The organism is Nocardia sp. NPDC058058 (assembly GCF_042885355.1).
GTDB lineage: Bacteria > Actinomycetota > Actinomycetes > Mycobacteriales > Mycobacteriaceae > Nocardia.
Genome location: NZ_JBHVSA010000001.1, coordinates 1,593,354 through 1,611,633, shown reverse-complemented (window position 1 = coordinate 1,611,633; position 18,280 = coordinate 1,593,354). Strand labels below are relative to the sequence as shown.

Genomic DNA, 18,280 nt, shown 5'->3' with positions numbered 1-18,280 from the left:
GCCCGTTTTCCAGCAAACCACCCGTCCGGCCGGAGATGATTTCGAGGTGGACGACATGACCTATGAGGACACCCGGTTCGCGATGCACGCGGCGGCGGAACTGCTCATCGCGGGTCCGCAGTATCGGAGATTCGGCAGCATTCGCATGCGCATCGTGCTGGGCGGGTTCACCGGCGTGAAATGGCCGGTGTCGGTGACCGGGCCGGATCTGGTCTGGCCGCAGGGCCGAATCCGATTACACGGCAGCTACACTCAGCTCGCCATCGCCGCCGGGTTCGAAGCGGACGGGCCGCCCAACGGGTTGTACTGCGAAGGCACGGGCATGGATCCGGACGAGCCGTTCGTGGTGGACACCGAGGCGGCGGTGACGGTGCACGACTGGTTCGCGGTGGGGGACACCGCATTACGGCGCTTCGCGGCCGAGCAGCCGGTGCTGTGGCCGGAGCACTTCGATCTGTCGGTCGCGGTGGGCGAGGTGAATTACGGTGTGTCGCCGGGCGATTGGGAGAACCCGCAGCCGTACGCCTATGTCGGCCCGTGGACGCGGCGGCACGGCGAGTTCTGGAATGCCCCGTTCGGGGCGAAACGTTCACGGACCGAGGTGGGCACGGTCGAGGCCCTGCTGGAATTCTTCCGGGAGGGCCGGGCCCGCGCCGTCGCCGACGCGTGATGCGGGCTAGCGGTTGACGCGCGGGCGGCCGCCCTCACCCGCGATGCGGCCCTTGCGGATGAGTTCGCGTTTGGTGCCCGGGGTCAGCGTGACCTGATCGCTGTCACCGGCCGCGACGGCCTCCTCGACCGGGCTGGGATTCGGGCGCACGAACAGGGTGACTGTGGTGCCCTCGGTGAAGCCGTTGCGCTTCATCAAGGATGCCGAGGCGGTGTTGTGGATTTCCACATCGGTGACGATCCGGCGCGCGCCACCCTCGAAAAGGGTGTCGCAGCAGGCGGACATGAGCCGCCCGGCGATACCGCGGCCCTGCATATCCGGTGCGACCGCGATCCACTCCAGATAGCCCCAGTCATCGCGCAATTCGAATTCCATGGAACCCAGCACGAACCCCACCACCCGATCCGAGTCCACCGCCACCCAGCAGGAGCGGCTGGGGCTGTCCATATGCTCGGCCACCGAGGTCAGCGACCAGGAGGTGTAGGGCTTGGTGGAGGTGTCGAATACTTCGTAGCCCAGATCCAGGACCTGGCGTAGATGTCCGAGTCCCATGGGGACGATGGCTATGGCGGGTTCCATACCCGACAGTTTGCCAGGTGGATGCGGTTCTCACCCGCCCGGTCTCACGCGCCCTTGCGAGTTTGCTTGGCCGGGGCCTTCTTCGCCGCGGTCTTCTTGGCGGGCGTCTTCTTCGCGGCGGCGGTGGCCTTGGTGGCCTTGGCCGCCTTGGCGGGGGCCGATGCGGACTTACCGGTACCGCGCCCGGAAGCCTCGAGGCTGCGTTGCAGCGCCGCGACCAGGTCCACTACCTCGGCATCCATCTCGGGCGCGGCCTTCTCGGGCGCGCGGGTGACCTTGCCGCTGCCGCTGGCGATGGCCTCGTCCAGCATCTTCTTCAATTCGATCTGGTATTCGTCCACGTACTGCGAGGGATCGAAATCGTCCGAGAGCGTATCGACCAGCGTCTCGGCCATCTGCAATTCCTGCGGTCGCGGCTCGGAGACCCCGTCGAGTTTGTCGAACGCCACCGCACGCACCTCATCGGGCCACAGCAGCGCCTGCAATACCAGCACCCCGTCCCGCACTCGGAGCGCGCCGAGCCGGGTCTTCTGTCGCAGGGTGAAATGCACCAGGGCGACCCGATCGGTGTGTTCGAGTGTTTTCGCCAGCAGCACATAGGCTTTGGGTGTCGTCGAATCCGGTTCCAGGAAGTAGCTCTTATCGAAGAGCATGGGATCGATCTGTTCGGCGGGCACGAATTGCAGCACCGGAATCTCATGCTTCTCGGCGGCGGGAAGTTTGGCGAAATCCTCATCGGTGAGGATCACCCGATCGCCCTCGGGGGATTCGTACGCCTTATCGATATCGGCATACTGCACGGGTTGCCCGTCGACCGTGCAGACCCGCTCGTATTTGATTCGCCCACCATCGGCGGCGTGCACCTGATGGAACTTGATGTCATGGTCTTCCGTGGCGGTGTAAACCTTCACGGGGACGTTGACCAGCCCGAACGCGATGGAGCCCTTCCAAATGGACCGCATGGTCTGATCGTAGCCAATCTCTGTAGGAGGAGTGGTATGCGAACGCGAATTCTCTTCCCGATCGTCGCCGCGCTGGTCGTGGCGGCCTGCGGTACGACCGCCGATAGCGGGAAAACGGCGGCGGACACCGCCGGTGCGCTGATTGCCCAGAGCCCGCTGACGAAGCTGGACCCGGCATTGTCGGCGGCCGCTTCCTCGGCCACCTATATCCGTTACCTGTCGACCTCGCCCGCGGGGAAGCCGATCGAGGTGTCGGGTGCGGTATTCCTGCCCAAGGGTGACGCGCCCGCCGGGGGCTGGCCGATGATCGGCCTCGGGCACGGCACCTCCGGTGTGGTCAGCGCGTGCGCGCCGACCAATTCGCCGACCCTGTTCGGGTCCGCCCCCGCGGTGACGGCGATACTCGAGGGACATCGGGCGGTGGTGATGACCAACTACCAGGGGCTCGATGGGCCGGGGGCCGCGCCGTATGTGGATACGCCGTCGTCCGGGTACGACATCTTGAATTCGGTACGGGCGGCGCGGGCGATGGGCCTGCCATTGGCGGGGGAGACCGTGCTGGTCGGGATCTCGCAGGGTGGGCGGGCCGCGCAATCGGCATCGGAGACGGCGAAATCGTATGCGCCGGAATTGAATATCCGTGGGGCGGTGCTGTTGTCACCGGCATTGGAACTCGAGTTCGCGGATGCAATTCGGGCGGGGACGCTCAACGTTCCCGATCAATATCTGATCCTGCCGTATCTGGTGGAGGCCGTGCGGTACCACTATCCGAACTACGACTATGACCGAGTGATCCACGGTGATCTGCTCGGTGCCGCACCGCGTTTGGCGGCGCAGTGCACCGGCGATATGCAACCGGCCGATCTCGCACTGGCCGCGGCCGCCACGCCTGACGAGGCTCGGTTCGTGGATGAAGCCGCGGCACAGGCCGTGGTGGATCTGGAAGGGCGCACCAATCTGCCGAAGGTGGCCAGCGCGCTTCCCACGTATATCGCGCGCGGCGATGCGGACAAGTTGGTCAGTACCGCCTGGTCGAACGCGGCCGTCGCCAAGATGTGCGCGCTGGGGACACCGGTCCACGATGAGGTGGTTCCCGGCGGACATGAAGCGCCGGACCAGATTTCGGAGCGCTGGCTGGGATGGATCGGGGATCTGTTCGCCGGTGCGCCATTCACCGCGACCTGTCAGCGCTGATCGGAATCAGTCGGTCGGGCGGGGATTGGGCGGGCGCAGGGTCCAGCGGGTGTGGGTGGTCTTCCAGCGGTGCTCGGGTTCCTGTTTGACGCCCGGATCATTGTCCGGCGGTCCGAGCGGCCTGCGGTACCCGTCGATCGGTTGCGGTGCGGCGGAGGCGTTCGGGCTGGCCTGATCGGCGGTGTGGGTGTGGATGATGGCGGCGGCTTCGCCTGTGGTGGAGAGGTTTTCGGTGGGCCGGTCGTTGTAGAAGTAGTCGTGGAAATCGGCGGGAATGGTCCGGTCGAGGATGCGCAGGGTGGCGTCCCAGCCGTGATCGGGACCATTCCAGAGGTCGACCAGGGAGGTCGCCACCCGGCCCTCGACGGAATCGCCGCTATCCCAGCCGCGGGTGTTCGCGTCATTGGTGAGGTCGGCGGAAAAGCCTGAGCCCCAGACGAATCGGTAATCCCCGACGGCGTGCATGGCGACCGCGTCGGCGAAGCCCTCGGTGAACGCGCACGAGGGTGAGGAGGCGAGGTTGATGTAGTGCGGACTGCAATTGCTGACATCGGCCCATTTGCGGTGCTGCCACAGCCATTGCAGATTGTGGCCCGCCTCGTGCAGGGTCACGTGCCGGGTGTTCGCGTCGTCCTCGGTGAGGTAGACGAATCCGGCCGTGGTGAAGTACGAACTGCCGGACCGCGCGGGCCAGACGAAGGACATCGGGGTGCAGTCGGAGTGGGGGAGCCAGCAGTCTCCGGCGGCGGCGGGCCGCTTCCACCAGAGCAGATTGACGGAGTCGAGCACCTTCCAGGCTCCGGCCATATCGTCCGGAACGGCGACCGCCCCCAGATCACGGGAACCGGTGACGGCGGGGGCCGCGACCGTGAAGGTGTACGGCGTTTCGGTATCCCCGGCCTGCGGAAGTACCTGCCACAGGCCCGAACTCTCGGCGATGAACATCAGATACAGATCCGCGCCGGCCGCATGCTCGGCGCAGGCGTGGAAAGCGCCGCTTCCGTCGGTCATATCGGCGGCCAGCGGCCGGTCGAACAATCCGGGCCGGGGTGTGTCGTACAGCGCCCAATTGGCATTGCGCGCAGGGGAAGTCACTTCGGGTAGCTCGGCTCCGGCTTCGGCGTCGGGCCTGGTGTAGCTGAGCGTCCCGGTCAGACAGACCGGTTCACGCGCCGCGCTCACGGTGCCGGGCCAGGCGATCACCGTGGTCAGCGCCGTCGCGGCGATGAAGACCGCCCGCCAGGTCCCGCCGCCGCTTCGCGTCATGAATCGCAATGAAATCGGACAAATCAGATTCGCTTCGCATCGACACGCCGAAGCTGCCGAACTGCGCCCGGGCGTGTTTCAGGAGTGCGCCTCGGCGGCGGCTTTCAGGTCCTTCATCCAGGCTTCCAGGCCCGCGCCGAGGAAGGCGGTGGAGGTGGCGACATCGGCCTCGACCTGGGGGCCGCTCCAGTTCTCCTCGGTGCGCACCAGCACACCGCCGTCGACCTCGGTGAAATTCCAGACGTGCACGCCATTGTCGATGCGCAGGCCGTCGCCGACGGCCGGACCGCTCCAGCGAATGCAACTGTCGGGCTGGATCTGATGCACGGTCGAGGTGATGACCAGGGTGGTGGCCGGTGTGGTCGCCGAGGCGGGAACCGGTGTGCGCCACTGGAATTGCGAGCCGTCGCGGAGCTGGCCCTGATCGAGGCGCTTATTGCTCTCGACCGGCTGCTGCCACGCGGGCCAGTTCTCGACATCGGTCTGCAGCTTCCAGATGGTGCTCAGCGGCGCTTTGATCAGGGCTTCGGTGCGGTACTTGATCTGGGCCCCGTCATCGATGCCCGCGCCGCCGCAGGTCAATCCGGCCGGGGCCGCGGTGGTCGGGACCGGGCTCGACGTGCTGCTCGCGGCCTTGTCGTCGGTGCCGCATGCGGTGACGGTGGCCAGGACGACGGCTGCTGCCAGGGGGATCAGGGTCAGGTTCCGGTGCGACATGGTCGTTCTCCCTCGTTGTCTACTGCTACTTGATTTATTTAGAGGCTATAAGTGAACGAGTCGAGTGTCAATCGGGAATCTGAGCACAGGTAAATATGCTGATAGGCTCTAACCGGATCTCGGCATCGCGAGGTCCGGGAGAAAGGGCTGATCGTGGCGCCGAGTCGAACGGGTTCACGCGAGCGCTATCGCGCGCAGGTACGCGAGGAGATCAAGGAGCACGCCCGCGAGCAGATCGCGACCGCGGGCGTCTCGGCGCTATCGCTGAACGCGATCGCCAAGCGCGTGGGCATGAGCGGCCCGGCCCTGTACTGGTACTTCGCCAGCCGCGACGACCTCATCACCGAACTCATCCGGGACGCCTACCGTAGCCTCGCCGACACGCTGCGCGCCGAATTCGATTCCGGCGCGGACATTTCCGCGATCGCACACGCCACCCGGGCCTGGGCGCTGGCGGATCCGCAGCGCTACTTCCTGATCTACGGCACGCCCGTCCCCGGCTATCACGCGCCCGACGACACCACCGCCATCTCCTCCGAGATCATGGCGGTGCTGATCGAAGCGTTCGCCGCGCAGCCCTCCGCCGCCGCCCCGGCCGGTCCTTTCGACGCCCACCTCGAGAACCATCGCGAGTGGGCCGCCGGACATGAGGTGCCGGTCGCGACCCTGCATCGCGCGCTGTCGTTCTGGACCCGCATGCACGGGGTGCTGTCACTGGAATTGGCCGGTCACTTCACCGGAATGGGCTTCGATCCGGCCCTGCTCTTCGACGATGAACTGCGCACCCTGCTGGCTCACTGACGATCGGCGCGTACGGCCCGATGTCAGCCGATGAGGGACAGCGCCCCGTGCAGCGTCGGTGGCAATTGCGGTGCGTCGGCGGGGGTGATGCGGGGGTCGGTCAGCCGGTAGCGCCGACCCCGGTGGATGACGTCGGCCGAGCCCGCTGCCTGGAGGTTGCGCACCCAGTCCGAATTCGCGCCGTAGTTCAGGGTTATCGCGAGCGCGCCGTGCTCGATGAGCGCCACGACCGGGGTGCGGTAGGTCTTGCCGGAGCTGCGACCGGTGTGCTCGACGATCGCGTAATTGGGCAGGTGCGGGGCCCACAGCCGCTGCACCGGATTCGTCACATACTTGTTGAAGCGGGCGATTCTGCGCATGTTGTTCGGCCCGAGCAGGGCCGATATCCGCATGGCCGCCGTGACCAGCGCGCTCGCGAACTTGCTCGGCATGTGTTGTCCCCCATCCAAAGCGCTTGTGCTCGAATGACTCTGCTCGCGCCGGACGGGGGTGTCAACAGCTAGGCCCGTGCGGCCTCGCGGGCCAGGGCGCGATCGCGCTGTTCCTCGAAGCGGGGGATCCGGTTCTCGCGGAGGTCGTCGATGAAATCGGCCAGCCGCTGCCGGATCTCGTCGCCGCGGGGGCCGAAGTCATTGCGGTGGAACAGATTCCACTGCTGTAGCACCGGTTGCAGCACCTGCTCCAGATGCTGGCGCAGATCGTAGACGCCGTGCTTGGCCATCAGCACCCCGTTGCGCCGGAAATCGGGCATGCCAGCGCCGGGCATCTGGAAGTTGCACACCACATTGGCGATGGCCTCGATCGCCTGATCGGGGGCCAGCTCCAGGGCCGCGCCGCAAACGGTGCGGTAGAAGATCATGTGCAGGTTCTCGTCGGCCGCGATGCGTTGCAGCATGCGGTCGGCGATCGGATCCTGGCAGACGCGGCTGGTATTGCGGTGCGTGACCCGGGTGGCCAGTTCCTGGAAGCTGACATAGGCCACCGAATGCAGGAATCCGGCGGCGCTGTCCGGATCCTCGACGGGCAGTTCGGGGGCGAAGCCCTGGGTCATATGCGCCATGCGGGCGCGTTCGAGCGCGACCGGATCGACACCGCGGGTCACCACCAGATAGTCGCGGATCACCACGCTGTGCCGCATCTCCTCGGCGGTCCAGCGTCCGACCCAGGTGCCCCACGCGCCGTCCCGCGAGAAATTCTCGGCGATTTCGCGATGGTAGGAGGGCAGGTTGTCCTCGGTGAGCAGATTGGTGATCATGGCGGCCTTGGCGACCGGGCTGAGCGCGGATTGTTCGGGCTCCCAATCGGTTCCGCCCAGCATGGCGAAATTGCGCCCGGCGTCCCACGGAATGTAATCGTGCGGATGCCATTCCTTGGATCGGGAAAGATGCAGATTCACGCAGTTCGCCGCGGTCGGCTCGAGTTCGGTGAGCATTTCGAGCTGAGTCAGATCACGCGCCACTGTAGTAGTCCGCCTTTTCGTCTCGGGGTGGCTGCCGGTGCAGGGTGGTGCGGCAGTGCTTCGCACGGTAGGGCGGTGCGATTCCGGCCCGCATCGGTCACGACATGGGTGGCGGATCCGGCCGTGACCGGCCGGTCGCCGGTGACCTATGCGATGACCGATGCCGCCGCGCCGCGCGGTCCGTAATTTGGAAAAGTGCTGAAGTTTTTCGTCAATCGCGATAAGCAGTTCGCCGAGCGTTTCAGCGCGGCGATCGATCATCTGGGCTCGGCCAATCCGCTGTTGCGGTCCGGATCCATTCGGGAGTTGGACCGGATAATGCACGCCTCACCGCGTGATCAGAATCGGGTATTGCAGACCTACGCGGATTTTCTGCGCTATCGCACCCGGGAGGGCGTCGGTCCCGATAGTGCCGGTCGGATGCCGTGCGATGTCGCCGCGGTGTTGAACGCGCTGCGCGGCCGCCGCCGACTGCGCTACTTCCGGGAGGAACCCCTCGATCTGACCGGTATTCGGCTCGCCCGCGCGGATTTGCGGGAGATCCGGCTGCCCGATGTCTGTCTGGCGGGCGCGGATCTCATCGATACCGATCTGTCCGGCGCGGATCTGCGCGGCGCGAACCTGGTCGGCGCGAATCTGAGCTATACCAATCTGTGCGATGCGAATCTGACCGGTGCGGATCTCACCGGGGCCGACCTGTGCAATGCCGATCTGACGGGTGCGCAACTCACCGACGCGGTATTGCACGGCGCGGAATTGCGCGGCACCCATTTGCGCGAGGTGACCGGGCTGGCCGAATTGGTGCTGGATTGAGTGGCCTCGATGGCTGAGTCGCTCTACGGCAGGCAGGTCGAGCAGTCGGCACTGCGGCGCGCCCTGGACGCGGCGCGCGCGGGCACGGGTTCGGCGCTGGTGCTGTACGGGGATCCGGGCGTCGGCAAGACCGCGTTGCTCGCGCACACCATCCTGGCGGCCCCGGATTTTCGGGTGCTGTCCTGTCGCGGCACCCGCAATGAATCGGTGCTCGCCTATGCCGCACTGCATCAATTGCTCTGGCCCGTGATCGACCGGATCGCGAATCTGCCCGCGCCGCAAGCGAAAGCACTGCACGCGGCGTTCGGCATGAGTGACAGTCCGTCCGATCCATTCCTGGTCGGCGTCGGCGCGCTGACCCTGCTGTCGGAATTGGCGCAGGAACGGCCGCTGCTGATCGTCGCCGACGATGTGCAGTGGCTGGATCCGCCGAGCGCGGAATGCCTGGCCTTCCTGGCTCGCCGGGTCGGCGATGAGGCGATGCTCATGTTGATCGCCGCGCTCGAGGATCCGGAGCTGATCGACGCCGATATCGCGCGCCTGCCCATCGGCGGACTGGACGCGGACAGCGCGCGGGAACTGGTCGGCGCGGCGAATCCGGAATTGAGTCCCGGTCGCGTCGCGCAACTGCTCGATATCACCCGCGGTAATCCGCTGGCGTTGCGCGAGCTCGCGGAAGACGATGCGGGACAGCCAGATTCCGCCGCCGGGGCGATCACGCTCGGCCCCAGACTCCGGCAGGCCTTCGAAGCCAAGATCGGCGCGCTCCCCGATGAGGTGCGCACCCTGCTGCTCATCGCCGCCGCCGAGGACGGCGGGAATATCCGGGTCATCCGGGCCGCGGCAGCGCTGTTGGGTCTGGACCCCGGTGCGCTCGCACAGGCCGATGACGCCGGTCTGCTGGAATCGCTTGGCGAACGGATCCGCGTGCGCCACCCCCTGATCCTCAAGGTCGTCTACGACGGCGCGGAGGTCGAACCCCGCCGCGCGGTGCACGCCGCCCTCGCGCAGGCGCTGCACCATCCGGACGAAATCGACCGGCGCGCATGGCATCTCGCCGCCGCCTCGGACGGGCCCGACGAGGCCGTCGCCGAACTGCTGGAACGCAGCGCCGAGCGGGCCGCCGCCCGCGGTGGCCGCCTCTCGGCCGCGGCCGCCCTGCGCCGCTCCGCCGAACTCTCACCCGATCCGGAGGCCGCGGCGGTGCGCCTGGCCCGCGCCGCCCGCGCCATGTTCACCGGCGGCGCGTTCGACGCGGCCCGGGAAGCGTTGCGGGAGGCCGAATCCCGCATCGGCGCGGCGGACGCCGCGCGCGCGAGCGGCGGCCTCGCGGGCCTGCTCGAAATCAGCTACGGCGACGTCGTGCGCGCCTGCCAACTCCTCGAACGCGATGCCGCCCTGGTCGGCGACCCCGTCGCGGACGAACTGCGCTATATCGCCGCCCGCGCGCGATGGGCCGCCGGACTCGGTAACGCGGTCGGTTCCGGTGCGGCCGATCTGTTCTCGGCCGGTGCGGCCGATATCGCGGTGTTGGCTTCGCTGCCGAGCCCGGGCGAACCGGCTCCCAGCGCCTGGCGGTTGCCGCCCGCGCTGCTGGCCATCGCGGTGGGGGCGGGCGCTCGGGCGCTGGAGCTGTATCGCGATGCGGCGCTGGAATTGCGGGGGAGCGGTGAGGTGGCGCTGCTGGCGTTATCGCTGTCGCAGTTGGCGATGCTGCGGCTCTCGGCGGGGCAGTGGGATGAGGCACTGGTCGATGCGACCGAGGCGCTGCAATTGGCCGAGGAGTTCGGGGCCGAGACCACGCAGGCGCAATCGTTGAATGTGCTGGCCTGGCTCGCCGCCATGCGCGGGGACGGTGCGGATGCGGAGGCGTACAGCGCTCGGGCACAACGAATTTCGCTGCCGCGACGATTCCGGGCGATTTCCGCCGCGACGCAATGGCATCTGGGTGTCAACGCATTGGGCGCGGGCAGGCCCGATACCGCGCTCGAACATCTTGCCGGTCTGCTCGCCCCCGGTGGTGAGTACCGGCATCCGACCGTGGCGGTGCTGGCGGCCGCCGACGCGGTGGAGGCGGCGGTGCGCGGTGGCCGGCCCGAGGCCGCCCGGCCGTTCCTCGACGCGCTGACCGAGTGGGCCGAACGCACCGGAGCGGTCTGGGCGGGCGCGAGCCTGGCCCGTGCGCGAGCCTTGCTCACGGAGGGCCCGGAGGCCGAGACGGCCTTCCTCGCGGCGATCGACCTGGCGGATCGGGGACTCGGCCCGTTCGGGCAGGCGCGCACCCGGCTGCTGTACGGCAAGTGGTTGCGCCGCCTTCGCCGTCGTGCCGACGCCCGGGTGCAATTGACCTCTGCCCGTGTGGTTTTCGACCGTCTGGGGGCCGCGCCGTGGAGTGTGCGAGCGCGCCGCGAACTCGAACTCGCCGGATATCGCGATGCCGACGCGATGCGTTCGGCGAACGACGCGGTGCTCACCCCGCAGGAGTTGCGGGTGGCGCGGCTGGCCGCGGAGGGCGCGACCAATCGGGAGATCGCCGCCCAATTGTTCATCAGCCCCCGGACGGTCGGCCATCATGTCTCGCACGTCTTCGCCAAACTGGGGTTGAGTGGCCGCGACGAACTCGCCAAGATCGATTTCGACGGCGGCCTGCGCTTCACTCCTTGACGATTCAGCACTCCCTGACGATTCAGCACGCCCTGACCCGGTCAGCCGATGCTGAACGGTGCGCCCCACAGGGTTTGGGAATCGTCCATGACCACATCGTGCACCGTCACCGTGGTGTAGGCGCGGGCCTGGGCATATCCGGCGCAGCCCTCGATGGCGAGGGTTTTGTCGACATATTCGGTGGTGCCGCTGTTTCCGGTGAAGTCGAAGCTGTTCAGCGGCACCGTGACGACCTTGCCGGGGGCCAGTCGCAGGGTGGTGGAGGGGTCGGGTTTGGTGCCGTCGCCATCGCCCTGTCCCACCGCCAGGCCATTGCCGAGATCGACCTGACAGCCGAGCAGATAACCGGTTTCGATGGTGCCGCCCTGGATTCCGATCCGTGCAGGTCCCTCGATCCGGGCGGTGGCGACCCCGGACACCCAGACATTGCGGGAGAGCGGACTCGCCGCCATGGACGCGCAGACGGTGGCGTGCTCACCCGTGCGATCGAGGGTGACCGTCGCCCCATCGGCCATGGTGAAGTGATCGTGCCCGTCCGGTAGCGGCACGAAGGTATCGGCCGCGGCGGTCCCGGCGGTCAGTGCCGCCGCACCCGCGAGACCGAGTATTAGAAGAAAAGGATTGCCCGACTTGATATTTCGCATGATTGCCGTCGTTCTCACTGTCATCCGAGGGTGAACGGTGCTCCGTACAGAGTCACCACGGTGGAGCCGCCGCCATTGCGGACGGTCAGATTGGTGAACCCGCGCGCCTGCGCGTACCCGCCGCAGCCGTCGATCTGTAACCCGCGATTGTGATACCCGTATCCGACCGCCCCCGCTTCGGGCGCGAGTTCCTTCTTGCTGAGTGAAACCGCCGCCACCGCACCGGGTTTGAGCTCGATACTGCTGACGATCTCCGGTACGAACGATTCGATCCCGACCGCCAGATCCCCGCCCGCGGACATGCCGCCGGACAGATCGACCTGGCAGCCGAGCAGATATCCGGTCTCGAGGGTCCCCGCGCTCGCCCCGTCGACGGTGGCGAGTGAACGACCGGACACCCATACCGTGCGCGACATCGAATTCGCCGCCAGCGCGGGGGAAATGGTCGCCCCTTCACCGCTGCGGGTGATATCGACGGCGATTCCGGTGGCGGTGGTGAACGATTTGCCGCCGTCCGGCAGCGGTATGAACGAATCCGCGCCTGCGCTGCCGCTGCTCAGCAGTACCGCGCATGCCGCGCCGGCCGACAGTGCGGCCAGTCGCAATTCTCTCCCTGTCACCCTCATCCTTTCGAGGTGGTGCGCCGCCACGCCCCGATGGCGCAGTCGGCGATGACGAATGCGGCCAGGCTCAGCCCGAAAAGCGGTGCGAACCAGCCGATTACGATGGCGGCGGCGATGATGGCGGCCCGGTCGCGAACGTCGAGACCCGCTATCGCGTTGCGCGTGGGCCGCCCGCGTGCCAGTACCGAGCGCAGTGGTCCGTGCCGCCACCACATCTGATAGCCGCGCACGATCACGAAGATCAACCCGACCGCGATGGCCGCCAGCGCGATCTGATTGGCGATCCCGAACAGCACACCCATATGAGCGTCGATGGCCCAGTTGGTGATTCGGGCGATCCACGGCCACTGCGCGAAGTCGAGCCGATGAATGATCGTGCCGGAGCCCGGATCGACGGCGATGGCGTCATACCGGGTCGGCCAGTCGCGTTTGCGTTCGGCGACCGTCCACGCCGAACCCGCCGCGCCCGGTGTCATCCAGGTCGGCCCGTCGATGCCCGCGCCGGTCGCCGCCGCCAGCACTCGATCCGCGGCGGTGCCGAAATCGACTGGGCCGGAGAAACTATCGGCGGGCAGTGCGGCCGGTACGCTGGGCGAGGTCCAGCCCAGGCTGCCGCGCAGGTCCGCGATATGCCCGCCCGCATAGCGTGACCAGGTCAATCCGGTCACCGAGAGTCCGAGCAGCCCGATCAGGATCCAGACCCCGACGGCGCTGTGCCAGGAAGACATCCGCGCCCGCCGGGGTGCGGCCGGATCCGGTATCGCGATCCGCCGCAGCTGGCCCTGGCGGCGGCGCTGCCCGACCCACAGGCACAGTCCCGCAAGGGATATCACCCACAGCCAACTGGCCGCGAGTTCACTGTAGTTGCGCCCGAACGCACCCAGGTGCAGCGTGCGGTGCAGTTCGTCGAACCAGGCCCGCACCGGGAGCCATTCGCCGTAGGTGGTCAACGCGCCACGCACCTTCCCGGTGTAGGGGTCGACGAATACCGTGCGCGAATAGTCCTGCGGCACAGCGGTGGTGCTCAGCACGACCCGGGTCGTATCCGCCGGGTCCGCGGCGGGGCTGATACTGCTGATCGTCCCCTCCGGATGCGCGATCCGCGCCGCCGCGATCTGCGCGCTGAGGGGTAGTCGGAGCGATCCGACGTGGTCCACGGTCAATTCGTGCCGGTACACCGCCCCGTCGATCTGCGGTATCACCGCGTACAGCAGCCCCGTGACCGTGGCGATCAACAGAAACGGCCCCACCAGCAATCCCGCGTAGAAGTGCATTCGCACCAGTGGTGCGCGATACCGCCCCCACTGTCCCGCCCGTTCCCTCACCTGGGTCGTCACGACCATCCTTCACAACGGAGCATGTGCTCGGTTCCGACAAAGCGAGAGCGACGTTAGGCATGGGCGGATCGCTGTACATCGGCCCTGAATCGGTGCCGCTATCGGCAGGTCGTGCCGCGCGGGCAGTTACCGGGGGATAACAGGGGCCGGATATCCGGACAAATGGCCGGTGTCCGTGATCGGATGGATTGATCTCGGACGAGTCGGGCCTGCGCCGCGCACGCGGCGCGGCGGGACGGAAGGACGCGGTATGTCCATTGCGGAATTGCGTAGTCAGATCGTGCGGCGCAAACCGATTGGTGAGGTCGAGGGCGAAACCGCCGATGATCAGCAGTTGGCCCGGCATCTGGGTTTGTGGCAGCTGACCGCCATCGGGGTGGGTGGAATCATCGGGGCCGGAATCTTCTCGCTCGCCGGATCGGTGGCGAATAAGACGGCCGGGCCCGCGGTGCTCATCTCCTTCCTCATCGCGGGCGTGGCGAGTGCGTGCGCGGCGCTCTGCTATGCCGAATTCGCGGGTATGGTGCCCAAGGCCGGATCGGCGTACACCTACGGTTATGTGGCGCTGGGGGAGTTGGGCGGCTGGTTCATCGGCTGGGATCTATTGCTGGAGTACACGGCGGTGGCGGCGGTCGTCGCGATCGGCGTTTCCGGATATTTCAATTTCCTGCTCGATCAGATCGGGATAACGCTGCCGGATTGGATGCTCGGCGCGTCCGGAACCGGTGACGGGCATGTGATCGATGTGTTCGCGGTGCTGTTCTGCCTGGGCACCGCGTGGATGCTGACGCGCGGTATCAAGAGCGTCGGACGCTTCGAGACCTTCTTCGTCGGGGTCAAGGTCGCGGTGGTGCTGTTGATCATCGCGCTGGGCGTATTCCATATCGACAGTTCGAATTACACGCCGTACTTCCCGTACGGGCATGCCGCGGTGTGGACCGGTGCGGCGACGGTGTTCTTCGCGGTGTTCGGCTATGACGCCATGAGTACCGCCGCCGAGGAGTCGCACGAGGCGAAAAAGCATCTGCCCAAGGCGATTCTGTATTCGCTGGCCATCGCGATGGTGCTGTACGTGGCGGCGACGCTGGTGCTCACCGGTATGCAGAAGTACACCGAGATCAACCCCACCAGTGGTTTCTCCAGCGCCTTCAAAGCCGTTGGCCTGCCGGGCATCGCGAATATCATCGCGGTCGGCGCGATCGTCGGCATCGCGACCGTGGTGCTCGCGTTCATGCTGGCCGTCACCCGCGTCTGGTACGCCATGAGCCGGGACGGCCTGCTGCCCGGCTGGTTCGCCAAAACCCATCCCACCCGCAAGGTGCCGACCCGGGTCACCTGGATCGTGGGTGTCGGGTCGGCGATCCTGGCGGGTGTGCTGCCGATCAATACCGTTGCGGAACTGACGAATATCGGCATTCTGATGGCCTTCATCGTGGTGAGCATCGCGGTGATCGTGCTGCGCTACACCCGCCCGCAGGAGCCGCGCGAATTCCGGCTGCCGCTCATGCCGGTGGTCCCGGTCGTGGGCATCGGCTTCTCGATCTACCTGATCTGGTCGCTGCCCTGGGAAACCTGGCTGCGCTTCGCTATCTGGCTCGTCGTCGGCCTGATCGTGTACTTCGCCTATTCGCGAAAGCACTCCAAATTGGAGCGGCCCGGACCGGTGACGGCAGCGTGAGCACCGCCAAACCCACTGCCAGCACGGCCATTCCGCACCAGGACGGCAGCGGCAGTCGCTCGCCGATCACGGTGATGCCCAGCACCGCCGCCACGGCCGGTTCGGCCAGGGTGAGGGTGGTGGCGGTCTCGACGCCGGTGTGCCGCAGGCCGTACCCGAACAGTCGATAGGCCAGGAAGCAGGTGAACACCGCGAGGTGCGTGGTGACCAGCGCACCGCGCGGTGTTGTCAGCCAATCGATTCCGGACCGCAGCACCACCGGGGTGACCAGGAGCGCGGCCAGGCCGAACATCACGCCCATGACCGCGTTCGAAGTGTGTCCGCGTGCGATGAGTGTCGCGCCCGCCAGCGAGTAGACGGCGTAGGTGAGTCCACCGCAGGCCGCCAGTGCGATGCCGATCGGATCCAGCGGTGTGCCCGTGCCGGTCAACTCCGGCCCCAGCACGAGTGCGGCACAACCGATTACGGATATCGCGGTGGCGATGACCCAGCGCCGGGCGGGCCTGCCCCGGCCGGTGGCCCAGGCCAGCAGCCCGGCGAACATCGGTGCGCTGCCCAGCGCGGTCACGGTGGCCACCGCCACCCCGGTGCGCGCCACCGCGGGGTAGAAGGTGACCGGATATATCGCGACCGCGATCGCACCGACCGCCAACACGATCCATTCGAACCTGTTGTGCGGTAATCGATTATCTCGTGCGGTGAGAAACAGCAGTAACCCGCCGAACATCAGCCCCGCGGCTCCCACCGCACTCGCGGGTATGCCGTCGGGCGCGAACGACGCGACCGTTCCGGTGCTGCCCCACAGCACCGATGCGAACAGGATGGAAATGGTTCCGGAACCGGTGGGTCGCGGCGTCGGCCGCGGTCCGGACAGGCGGGTGGACAGGCCTTCCGACATGGTCGTGTACTCCGTCATCGAATGCGGTGAGCAATAATTCGAAAACGGGCGCACGAGAAACCGGGCTGCCCGAGGTGGTCAGCCGGTGCGTGCGGCGAATGTCAGCCGGTGCGCCCGCTCAGCGCAGCGGCGGCGGGGTGACGCAAAGCCAGTAGGTGCTCACCGGGCGATGGTATCGCCATCGTCGGGCGCGGCGGCGAGCGGTGCGTGCCGGTGCAGTGCGCGGGTGGCGTAGGCGGCCACGGCGACGCAGCCGAGCGCGGCCAGGATCAGCAGTTGGAGTACGTGCGGCACCTTGTAGTTGAAGCGCGTCCAGGTGGTGATCTCATCGCCGCCTGCGGTCGGGGCGTGCGCGGGACCGTACGCGGCCTGGGCGACCGCGCGCAGTTCCGTGGCGCTCACATCGGGGCCGCAGCCGTGCGCCTGCCAGTCCGCGCCCACCGAATACGGTGCGGCGGCGAGCAATAGGCTCGGGCGGCCGATGGTGAAGGATGTTCCGCAGTCGCTGGTGGAACTGGTCGCGACGGTGGTGGTGGAACCCACCTCACCGTGGAAGACCTCGGTGACCTGGAATTCGTACAGATCCGAATCCCGCCCGTGCAGTACCCGGGTCGGGGTGCCGATGAACACCCCGGGCGCGGCGGTGACCGCGACCTTGGGATCGACGATCGCGCAGGAGCAGGCCGTCTGCGGTGCTCCCTGGAGGAAATAGCCGACCACCGCGAACAGGGCGACCACCAGACCCGCGAAGGCCGCCCGGCGCACGAGTCGCCAAAGGCGCTGAGAACGAACATATTTCGGATCCGGCGGGCCCTGGCTTGTGCTCACGCCGCAGACGGTAGCAGCGTGCGCGGTGCGGCGCGCCGGTCGCCGTATCGGCATTCCTACGGTGCGAGCGGATTGTTCCTGGTGACGATGAGCGGATCGGACGGGGTGAGCGGGAAATCCGGCAGTTCGGCCAGTGCCACACCGAAGGTGGCGGCCAGCACCTTGCGGGAGTAGGCGCTCATGGACGCGCGGTATCCGATATCGCCGGGCGTGGGCTGGTCGAAGAAGATGAGCAGTTGGATATCCGGTGATTCCATCACCTCGATGTGATGCGGGTAGGCGCGCGGCACGAAGTACACCTCGCCCGGGCCGACGACATAGGTGTCGAGCCCGCCGTCCGGATCCATGATCGTCATGCGCGCCGAACCCCGGTGCACATAGCCCATTTCGGCGGTCGTCGGATGCCAATGCGGTTCGCGCATCCCGTCTTCGCGGATGCGCAGCGAATACATGGAGATATCGTGCAGCGCGGGCCAGAACTGCTGCCGGGCGGTGCGCGCGGATCCGACCGGCGAATCCACCGGCGCGGCCATGGCCTCGACGGCGAAATGGTGTGGATCGCCGAAATGCGCCCGAGCCGGAATCTCCGGATCACCTTCCCGTGCGACCAGCAATTTCGCGGTGGTGTCGCGGCGAATGCGGGCGAAGTCCGATGCGGGCAGGTCATAGGTATTGCCCAGCACCGAATCGGTCATGGCCCCCAGCGCCGCGCTGAACCCGAAGTCCTCGGGCCGTTCATGCCGGAACGCCACGATGAACTCGGCCTCGGTCTCACCGATGTTCTCCACATGGTGCAGCGCCCCGGAATCGATATGGAACATCTCGCCCGCCCCGACCAGGAACGACGAGAACGCACTCCCATTGTCGAGCACGGACACCAGCGCCCGCCCGGCGGTGCAGTAGGTCAACTCGGTGGCATTGGCATGCCAGTGCGGTTCACGAATCGCCCCCGGCGCGAGCGTGAGCCGCTTGATCGACAGCCCACTCAGAATCGGGAAATTATCGGCGGTGAGCCTGGTGATGGACCCGAGGTCACTGCGATGAATCTCTTCGCCATGCAGCAGCGAAGCGGTATGGATCGATGGTTTCGCCAAAGCTCCTCCTAGATCGACACTCCACTCCGATCATGCTCCGCCCCCTTCGCACG

At 67.1% G+C, this 18,280-nt stretch carries 18 protein-coding genes; 6 read left to right on the top strand and 12 right to left on the bottom strand.

Annotated features, from left to right (window positions below):
- Window positions 1-55 precede the first annotated feature (55 nt).
- Window positions 56-670, top strand: a complete 615-nt coding sequence (locus ACFVUS_RS07405; protein ID WP_387762336.1) for a hypothetical protein — start codon at window positions 56-58, stop codon at window positions 668-670.
- Between the two features lie 6 nt (window positions 671-676).
- Here the strand turns inward: ACFVUS_RS07405 and ACFVUS_RS07400 are convergent, their stop codons facing one another.
- Window positions 677-1,249 carry a GNAT family N-acetyltransferase gene (locus tag ACFVUS_RS07400; RefSeq protein ID WP_387762334.1) on the bottom strand — a complete coding sequence of 191 codons (573 nt, stop codon included), beginning with the start codon at window positions 1,247-1,249 and terminating at the stop codon, window positions 677-679.
- A gap of 44 nt (window positions 1,250-1,293) precedes the next feature.
- A complete protein-coding gene (locus tag ACFVUS_RS07395; protein WP_387762333.1) occupies window positions 1,294-2,211 on the bottom strand; it encodes a Ku protein in 918 nt (305 codons plus the stop codon).
- 36 nt (window positions 2,212-2,247) lie between these two features.
- On the opposite strand from ACFVUS_RS07395, the gene ACFVUS_RS07390 reads away from it, so the two are divergent.
- Window positions 2,248-3,405, top strand: a complete 1,158-nt coding sequence (locus tag ACFVUS_RS07390; protein WP_387762332.1) for a lipase family protein — start codon at window positions 2,248-2,250, stop codon at window positions 3,403-3,405.
- A gap of 6 nt (window positions 3,406-3,411) precedes the next feature.
- Here the strand turns inward: ACFVUS_RS07390 and ACFVUS_RS07385 are convergent, their stop codons facing one another.
- On the bottom strand, window positions 3,412-4,671 hold the full coding sequence (locus tag ACFVUS_RS07385; RefSeq protein WP_387762331.1) for a hypothetical protein: 1,260 nt from the start codon (window positions 4,669-4,671) through the stop codon (window positions 3,412-3,414).
- Between the two features lie 78 nt (window positions 4,672-4,749).
- Window positions 4,750-5,388, bottom strand: a complete 639-nt coding sequence (locus tag ACFVUS_RS07380) for an SRPBCC family protein (RefSeq protein ID WP_387762329.1) — start codon at window positions 5,386-5,388, stop codon at window positions 4,750-4,752.
- Between the two features lie 153 nt (window positions 5,389-5,541).
- Here ACFVUS_RS07380 and ACFVUS_RS07375 point away from each other — a divergent pair, with 153 nt between their 5' ends.
- Window positions 5,542-6,189, top strand: a complete 648-nt coding sequence (locus ACFVUS_RS07375; RefSeq protein ID WP_387762328.1) for a TetR/AcrR family transcriptional regulator — start codon at window positions 5,542-5,544, stop codon at window positions 6,187-6,189.
- A 23-nt stretch (window positions 6,190-6,212) separates the two neighbouring features.
- Here ACFVUS_RS07375 and ACFVUS_RS07370 read toward each other — a convergent pair whose 3' ends face one another.
- Window positions 6,213-6,620, bottom strand: coding sequence for a nitroreductase family deazaflavin-dependent oxidoreductase (locus ACFVUS_RS07370; protein WP_387762327.1), 408 nt, complete (start codon window positions 6,618-6,620; stop codon window positions 6,213-6,215).
- A gap of 68 nt (window positions 6,621-6,688) precedes the next feature.
- Window positions 6,689-7,648 carry an acyl-ACP desaturase gene (locus tag ACFVUS_RS07365; protein ID WP_387762326.1) on the bottom strand — a complete coding sequence of 320 codons (960 nt, stop codon included), beginning with the start codon at window positions 7,646-7,648 and terminating at the stop codon, window positions 6,689-6,691.
- 195 nt (window positions 7,649-7,843) lie between these two features.
- Between ACFVUS_RS07365 and ACFVUS_RS07360 the strand changes: the two genes are divergently transcribed.
- Together ACFVUS_RS07360 and ACFVUS_RS07355 are read left to right on the top strand one after the other, a co-directional pair.
- On the top strand, window positions 7,844-8,461 hold the full coding sequence (locus ACFVUS_RS07360; RefSeq protein ID WP_387762325.1) for a pentapeptide repeat-containing protein: 618 nt from the start codon (window positions 7,844-7,846) through the stop codon (window positions 8,459-8,461).
- Between the two features lie 9 nt (window positions 8,462-8,470).
- Complete coding sequence (locus ACFVUS_RS07355; protein WP_387762324.1) at window positions 8,471-11,125, top strand: AAA family ATPase; 2,655 nt, start codon at window positions 8,471-8,473, stop codon at window positions 11,123-11,125.
- 41 nt (window positions 11,126-11,166) lie between these two features.
- Here ACFVUS_RS07355 and ACFVUS_RS07350 read toward each other — a convergent pair whose 3' ends face one another.
- The 3 genes from ACFVUS_RS07350 to ACFVUS_RS07340 are packed head-to-tail and all read right to left on the bottom strand — an operon-like array spanning window position 11,167 to window position 13,729.
- Entirely contained in the window at window positions 11,167-11,769 is a 603-nt protein-coding gene (locus tag ACFVUS_RS07350; protein ID WP_387762323.1) for an MspA family porin, read from the bottom strand.
- A 20-nt stretch (window positions 11,770-11,789) separates the two neighbouring features.
- Window positions 11,790-12,389 (bottom strand): MspA family porin, encoded by a 600-nt coding sequence (locus tag ACFVUS_RS07345; RefSeq protein WP_387762322.1) that lies wholly within the window; start codon window positions 12,387-12,389, stop codon window positions 11,790-11,792.
- 2 nt (window positions 12,390-12,391) lie between these two features.
- The gene (locus ACFVUS_RS07340) at window positions 12,392-13,729 is read right to left on the bottom strand and encodes a PepSY-associated TM helix domain-containing protein (protein ID WP_387762321.1); all 1,338 of its coding nucleotides are present in this window, start codon (window positions 13,727-13,729) and stop codon (window positions 12,392-12,394) included.
- A 250-nt stretch (window positions 13,730-13,979) separates the two neighbouring features.
- Between ACFVUS_RS07340 and ACFVUS_RS07335 the strand changes: the two genes are divergently transcribed.
- Entirely contained in the window at window positions 13,980-15,407 is a 1,428-nt protein-coding gene (locus tag ACFVUS_RS07335) for an amino acid permease (protein ID WP_387762320.1), read from the top strand.
- Here the strand turns inward: ACFVUS_RS07335 and ACFVUS_RS07330 are convergent.
- The 3 genes from ACFVUS_RS07330 to ACFVUS_RS07320 form a co-directional block, all read right to left on the bottom strand.
- A complete protein-coding gene (locus ACFVUS_RS07330; RefSeq protein WP_387762319.1) occupies window positions 15,316-16,305 on the bottom strand; it encodes an EamA family transporter in 990 nt (329 codons plus the stop codon). The genes ACFVUS_RS07335 and ACFVUS_RS07330 overlap by 92 nt on opposite strands.
- Window positions 16,306-16,464: 159 nt before the next feature.
- A complete protein-coding gene (locus tag ACFVUS_RS07325) occupies window positions 16,465-17,133 on the bottom strand; it encodes a hypothetical protein (protein ID WP_387762318.1) in 669 nt (222 codons plus the stop codon).
- A gap of 56 nt (window positions 17,134-17,189) precedes the next feature.
- The gene (locus tag ACFVUS_RS07320) at window positions 17,190-18,227 is read right to left on the bottom strand and encodes a cupin domain-containing protein (RefSeq protein ID WP_387762317.1); all 1,038 of its coding nucleotides are present in this window, start codon (window positions 18,225-18,227) and stop codon (window positions 17,190-17,192) included.
- Between the last annotated feature and the right edge of the window lie 53 nt (window positions 18,228-18,280).

What these genes read in the sequence shown, in the direction of transcription:
- ACFVUS_RS07405 (WP_387762336.1), top strand. Translation starts at nt 56, where the DNA reads ATGACCTATGAGGACACCCGGTTCGCGATGCACGCGGCGGCGGAACTG.
- ACFVUS_RS07400 (WP_387762334.1), bottom strand. Translation starts at nt 1,249, where the DNA reads ATGGAACCCGCCATAGCCATCGTCCCCATGGGACTCGGACATCTACGC.
- ACFVUS_RS07395 (WP_387762333.1), bottom strand. Translation starts at nt 2,211, where the DNA reads ATGCGGTCCATTTGGAAGGGCTCCATCGCGTTCGGGCTGGTCAACGTC.
- ACFVUS_RS07390 (WP_387762332.1), top strand. Translation starts at nt 2,248, where the DNA reads ATGCGAACGCGAATTCTCTTCCCGATCGTCGCCGCGCTGGTCGTGGCG.
- ACFVUS_RS07385 (WP_387762331.1), bottom strand. Translation starts at nt 4,671, where the DNA reads ATGACGCGAAGCGGCGGCGGGACCTGGCGGGCGGTCTTCATCGCCGCG.
- ACFVUS_RS07380 (WP_387762329.1), bottom strand. Translation starts at nt 5,388, where the DNA reads ATGTCGCACCGGAACCTGACCCTGATCCCCCTGGCAGCAGCCGTCGTC.
- ACFVUS_RS07370 (WP_387762327.1), bottom strand. Translation starts at nt 6,620, where the DNA reads ATGCCGAGCAAGTTCGCGAGCGCGCTGGTCACGGCGGCCATGCGGATA.
- ACFVUS_RS07355 (WP_387762324.1), top strand. Translation starts at nt 8,471, where the DNA reads ATGGCTGAGTCGCTCTACGGCAGGCAGGTCGAGCAGTCGGCACTGCGG.
- ACFVUS_RS07350 (WP_387762323.1), bottom strand. Translation starts at nt 11,769, where the DNA reads ATGCGAAATATCAAGTCGGGCAATCCTTTTCTTCTAATACTCGGTCTC.
- ACFVUS_RS07335 (WP_387762320.1), top strand. Translation starts at nt 13,980, where the DNA reads ATGTCCATTGCGGAATTGCGTAGTCAGATCGTGCGGCGCAAACCGATT.
- ACFVUS_RS07330 (WP_387762319.1), bottom strand. Translation starts at nt 16,305, where the DNA reads ATGTCGGAAGGCCTGTCCACCCGCCTGTCCGGACCGCGGCCGACGCCG.